General features: G+C 55.4%; 1 protein-coding gene. It reads right to left on the bottom strand.

The window, feature by feature from the left end:
• Positions 1-163: 163 nt before the first annotated feature.
• Positions 164-1,194 (bottom strand): DUF7453 family protein (locus ACOCD2_RS20835; protein ID WP_419626033.1); only part of this gene is annotated, 1,031 nt, incomplete at its 5' end.

Genomic DNA, 1,194 nt, shown 5'->3' with positions numbered 1-1,194 from the left:
GCGAAACTTTGTTGCTTCATTTGGCTCTGTACTTATGTTCTGGGAGGTGGGTATATTTTACCCTGTTTGGTCGATTCAATCAGAGCTTCCTTAAGGAAATTCTGATCGATTCAGTGTTTCTGTGGACCGCGGCAAGTCCGCTCGCGGAAACGCTGCGCCAGGATCAGGGCGTGACAGCAGCAAACCTGCCGCCCAGGGCCACCGAAAAACCACTGTTCAGATGAATCGCGGGGGATTCATAGGTTACTTCGGCGCCGCCGGACACATGAATGGTTTCATCGGCAACGGTGGAAAGTGACTCGTCGCCCACGCAGCGTATGATCTCGCCATCGGTATAATCGCGGCTGGAAATGCCCACCACAAGACCGGAGCACTCGGGTGTGGCAGCCATGCCCATGAGCAGAATCTGGCGTGAATTTTCTTCCCGGGTGGCAAGGAAAACCAGTTGTCCGAAGTCATTGAACTGCAGAGGCAGGCCACTGTTACTGCTGTCGGGAGTACTTGCCCAGACCCAGGGATATCGAATATCCCTCAATGTGCCGGAAATGCCGTCGATGGATACGGGTTCGTTCTCCATCACCAGCAGGCGCAGACTGTCAGCATCGCTGCCCTGCCAGATCTGTTTTTGCGGCTGGCTGTTCGCGTCTGCCGCATCTTTCGCATCAACCCACAGGCTGTAGTTGTCCTGATTGTTGATCTGAGCCTGGATAATATTCTGCAAATACCAGCTGCCCCCAAAACCGGTGGGTGGCTCATCGGAACGCAGCAACACGTCGAGATGCGAAGCTCCCGGCTGACTCAAATCAGTATAGTTTGCTCCCTGCTTGGGGGGACCGGCGAGTATGAGGTTGGCATTCGTGGAGGATATGGCACTGAGGACGGTTGTGGTGTTTCTGTTGGCTGCGGATGCTGCCGTATCGAGTATCAGGGTTTCCGCGGGCCTGTTCGGCAGAGTTTCTCCTTCCAGGGCAACAGGTGCCATATCGCCATTGGCATAGGCCATCCAAGACGCCCCGTAAAAGTCCTGTCCGGCATCGATTGTCTGCGCCTGAAAAGAAACATCACCGTTGTCATTGATGCTTTCGGATGCGAAGGCGCCGCTCGCAAACACCGTTCCATCGGGCGTCCCCGGAGGGTGCTGACCTGCCACTGCGACTTGCCTGAAGCTGCCTGTTTTCCATGTGAACAATCCAC

The sequence above is a fragment of the Thiolapillus sp. genome (assembly GCF_048562965.1).
GTDB lineage: Bacteria > Pseudomonadota > Gammaproteobacteria > Chromatiales > Chromatiaceae > Thiolapillus > Thiolapillus brandeum_A.
This window is presented reverse-complemented; position numbering and strand designations above follow the sequence as displayed.